This is a genomic window from Shewanella sp. SM32 (genome assembly GCF_025654235.1).
GTDB lineage: Bacteria > Pseudomonadota > Gammaproteobacteria > Enterobacterales > Shewanellaceae > Shewanella > Shewanella oncorhynchi.
The window spans coordinates 1-4,198 of the sequence record NZ_JAKKRO010000117.1; the positions used below are offsets into that span (position 1 = coordinate 1).

Annotated in this window: 4 protein-coding genes and 2 pseudogenes; 2 read left to right on the top strand and 4 right to left on the bottom strand. The window is 45.0% G+C overall.

Translation table 11 applies throughout. The features are described from left to right. Both L5M10_RS23315 and L5M10_RS23320 read right to left on the bottom strand, forming a co-directional pair. Nucleotides 1-132 (bottom strand): transposase (locus L5M10_RS23315; RefSeq protein WP_263256044.1); only part of this gene is annotated, 132 nt, incomplete at its 3' end. 197 nt (nt 133-329) lie between these two features. After that, nucleotides 330-758: a hypothetical protein gene (locus tag L5M10_RS23320; protein WP_028759624.1), complete on the bottom strand. Its 429-nt coding sequence runs from the start codon at nt 756-758 to the stop codon at nt 330-332. Between the two features lie 267 nt (nt 759-1,025). Here L5M10_RS23320 and L5M10_RS23325 point away from each other — a divergent pair, with 267 nt between their 5' ends. Both L5M10_RS23325 and L5M10_RS23330 read left to right on the top strand, forming a co-directional pair. Next, nucleotides 1,026-1,976, top strand: a complete 951-nt coding sequence (locus tag L5M10_RS23325; protein WP_105253104.1) for a tRNA-dihydrouridine synthase — start codon at nt 1,026-1,028, stop codon at nt 1,974-1,976. Between the two features lie 187 nt (nt 1,977-2,163). After that, nucleotides 2,164-2,523: a TraR/DksA C4-type zinc finger protein gene (locus L5M10_RS23330; RefSeq protein ID WP_105252207.1), complete on the top strand. Its 360-nt coding sequence runs from the start codon at nt 2,164-2,166 to the stop codon at nt 2,521-2,523. Between the two features lie 89 nt (nt 2,524-2,612). Here L5M10_RS23330 and L5M10_RS23335 read toward each other — a convergent pair. Together L5M10_RS23335 and L5M10_RS23340 are read right to left on the bottom strand one after the other, a co-directional pair. Next, nucleotides 2,613-3,968: pseudogene (locus L5M10_RS23335) on the bottom strand (TonB-dependent receptor domain-containing protein); the annotation flags it as partial. 2 nt (nt 3,969-3,970) lie between these two features. After that, nucleotides 3,971-4,198, bottom strand: a pseudogene (locus tag L5M10_RS23340) (IS4 family transposase); the annotation flags it as partial.

Sequence of the window (4,198 nt, forward strand, 5' to 3'; positions counted from 1 at the left end):
ATAAATATAAATTGACCTGTATAACTCCTTACCAAGGTTTCCTTTTAAAATTTTAAAACGGTACTTCGGAGTCCAAACAATATGATATTTGCAACGCCAATAAACATGTGATGAACTTCTATAATCGCCCATGCTTTTCGTTTCCTCTTACTTGTGGTGAATAAGAAGTCTCTTTTAGCATGGGCGTAATTCAGGCTATAGCCTCAAGGAACAATCACCACCGCCAGAGGCGGTGGTTTTGGGATGACAATAAAACACAAGAGACCAGCGCTGGCTGGCCTCTTTAGGCTCAATTATCCCAATAACTGCAGGGATAAAACAAACCCGCTTTACTTCACTTCTTTTTTAACGGCTTCGACTTTAGCATCCACTTTTTCGGCGGTTTTCTTCATATCAGCGCCACATTTTGCTTCACCACACTTACCTTCATGGGCCTTATCAGCGGCTTTCTTCATGTCAGCACCGCATTTCGCTTCGCCACATTTCCCCTCATGAGCTTTATCTGCAGCCGCTTTTTTCATCTCAGCACCGCATTTAGCCTCACCACACTTACCTTCTTTGGCTTTTTCAGCGGCGGCTTTCTTCATGTCTGCGCCGCATTTGGCTTCACCACATTTGCCTTCTGAACCGACAATTTGATAGCCCGCATCCATAGCTTCAAAACCAAATGGGTTAGTTTGTGCATTGACAGCAAAAGCTGAACTCATCACAACTGAACCTAATGCTACTGCAACTGCTGTTTTTTTAACTGAATTCATAAATAATCCCTTCTTGTTTATTGAGTAATAATGACCAACAACAGTTTAAGTAGCTGGCTTACAACAAAAGACCTGCCTTATTTCGATTCTATTGCAAAAAATATCACTAAGTCACAGAAATGGTAAAAATATCCTGCTAGGACAATCAGTTTAGCTTGGATTTTATTTATTGGCGTACCTATTCATCCTCCTTCACAAGGCCACTTTGTAACTTAGGGCTGATAAGGTAGAATGCTCGCCCTTTGCAACAGATATGGGTTTACTGCAGTGCGTGTGATTTTGGCTCCAATGGAAGGCGTAGTAGACGCTTTGATGCGTGACATCCTATCGACCATCAATCCCTACGATTTGCTCGTCACCGAATTTGTGCGAGTGGTAGACCAACTGCTGCCTGAAAAGGTCTTTCTCAAACTGTGTCCTGAACTGCTCAACAACGGCAACACCCCTTCAGGTACGCCAGTACGAGTACAATTGCTTGGTCAAGAACCCCAATGTATGGGCGAAAATGCCCTGCGTGCCATTGAGCTAGGCTCACACGGTGTTGATGCAAACTTTGGCTGTCCAGCAAAAATTGTTAACCGCAGTAAAGGTGGCGCCGTATTATTGCAATATCCTGAGAGTGTGCACGATATTGTCAAAGCCATGCGTCAAGCAGTACCAAAAGAGCATGCCGTAACGGCCAAAATACGTTTGGGCTACGAAGATAAGTCACTGTTTATGGAAAACGCCATTGCTGTGTATGAAGCCGGTGCAACTGAACTTGCCATCCATGCGCGCAGTAAAGTCGACGGTTACAGACCGCCAGCCTACTGGGAATACATCACCGAAGTGCGCAAACGTTTGCCGATCCCGGTGATCGCCAACGGTGAAATTTGGAACAGTGACGATGCTAAGCGTTGTATCGAGGTCACGGGCTGCGACAGTATCATGATCGGCCGCGGGGCAATTTCATTGCCGAACTTGGCTGATACTATCAAGACAGGAGCCACTCCTTATACTTGGGCGCAAACCTTAGGGCTCATGCTCAGTTATACCCAAAGGGAACTCAATGGCCGTAAAAGTGACTATTATCCAGCCCGGATCAAACAGTGGTTTACCTATCTCAACCGTCAATATCCCGAAGCCGATACCTTGTTTAGGGAACTGCGAGTCTTTAAAACAACGGAAGAAATTGTCCGCGTATTAGAAACAGCGCAACGGAACTTATGCGACGAATAATCGCAACGATATATGTGATAAAAGGGCTTTTGCCGTAGCACATATAATGCGATAAGAATGAAGTACTTTTTCGATTTTTAACGGCTAAAAAACCGAAAATGTGGCAGATACTTGATCTTTATCATAGTCGTTGATAGTGGAACTATTAGACTGGACGCCTAGAGTCAAATGAAATAGGCGATTTTACGTGAGCACCACCCATATCAGACATGAATTGTCAGAGCTTGAAGCTAATCTAAGGAAAGAAATAGGCGCGCTCCCTCTGTTCCTCGAAGCCATAGGGGAGCATTACGCTAGCCTGAGTCTGGCAGAATTAATTGATAAATTGGCTCAGACACCACTGGCTGAACACCCACTATTTTGCCGATTAAATAAACTTGATGCCGCCTTTTGCCAGCTCGACTTAGGTCTCTACGGTCTTTGCTCGGATTGTGAGGCAGAAATTGAAACCGAACGCTTAAGCCAAGATCCCACCGAACAACGCTGCACCTCCTGCGCCGAGCATTATCAGCATGAACACCGCCACGAACTGCGCCTCACGCATTGATAGCGCTCATTCGACATCCAGTAAACTGCCTTATAAGCAAAAAAACCTCCGCAAGCGGAGGTTTGAGTTATCCAGGGAGGGCGGACAACCTAAAACTTCTGGTTTATTCTCAGGTAATACGTTCTACCTAACACATCATATAAACCCACATTCACATCGCGATAATCGGCATAGGTGTAATAGTTTGGTGTTTCAGCATCAAACACATTATTCACCCCTACTGTTATAGAGCCGTTATAAGCATGGGTATAACCAAACTGAATGTTATGTTTAAAGTAATTATCGTAATCAACATAACGGTCGGTTTCTTCTAACTCGTTGAAATAACTTGCTGATTGATTACCAATATAAACAACTGTCCATGCGGCAGAGAAATCATCGTATTTCCAACTGGTCGCAAAGTTACCGCGCCAATCGGGCGAGTCAGTCGACCCTGCGTAGTCGATCATGTCTGCTTCAGCGTTATCCTGCTTTTTAAAATCAAGCACATGAGTTAAATCCAGTTTGAAATTGAAATCCCCAAAGCCTGTTTCTAAGTTATAAGCCGTAACAAAATCGATACCTGAGGTCTCAACTGTAGCTAAGTTACGAACTCCGGCTTCAATATATTCAATCTTGCCATCAGGACCGCGCGTCACATAGGGAGAAGAACCATTCTTGATTTCATCACGCAGGATATCATCCACATCAATTGACTCAATTTTGTTGTCATAGGTGATTGAGTAATAAGATAACTCCAAGTTCCATGCGTCAGTGACATTCCAAACGCCGCCAAAGGTTAACGAGTTACCCTCTTCAGCCTCTAGATCAGGATTCCCTCCATACCAGGTTTTATGTTGATTATTAGTCGCGCAATATATGGCATCCACGTTACCAGGTTCATTACACCATAAAGAATCAACACCCTTCTCAAAACTCAAGGATTGAGACGAGAACATTTCGCTCATATTCGGCGCACGGAATGAGTCACCATAGCTAGCACGCAGTAATAACGTGTCTATAGGACGCCAGCTTAAACCAAACTTAGGCACCACGGCATCGAAGGTCGATGAATTAACAACTTCCCCCTGAGGCCCTGTGAGAGTTCCTTCCTGCTCATAGCGCTCATAACGTACTGCGGCAGAAAACTCAACATTGGCAGGTAAGCCAACTTGGAGTTCCAAATAAGCGGCACTACGGTCACGCGTGGCATCCACATCATCACCACCCGAACCGCCGGAGATAATACCCGCGGCCGATTCTGGATCACTGGTTTGCTTAAACTTGATCATTTCATATTCAAGACCGCCGACCATAGCGACCGAAAGATCACCGTCATCGAGCAGTAAGGTCGAAGCAAGACCATCCAATTGAGTACTTTCAAATTTGCCCTGATAAACCCCAGTATGCGCAGCTTTACGATACAGATCTGTCATCTGTTGATCCCACTGCTCACTGAAGGATCCCCTCATAAATCAGCCATAGCATAGCCATATTTGAGCAACTGATTGGCGAATAATACCCAGGCCGCCAGCAATTCTTTCTCCGTGATTTGATAATCAGGCCGCCTGAGTACCTCCAATCCCAAGCGAATCGTTGAGAGTACCGTTCGATGCCCAATGGTATTGGCCTGAAAATGCTTATCCCAGCCCTGTTGCTGTGCGTGTAAACCAACTAGCCACAACAGGCATTGAAC

Coding starts and splice junctions, on each gene's coding strand:
- L5M10_RS23320 (WP_028759624.1), bottom strand. CDS start 758: ATGAATTCAGTTAAAAAAACAGCAGTTGCAGTAGCATTAGGTTCAGTT.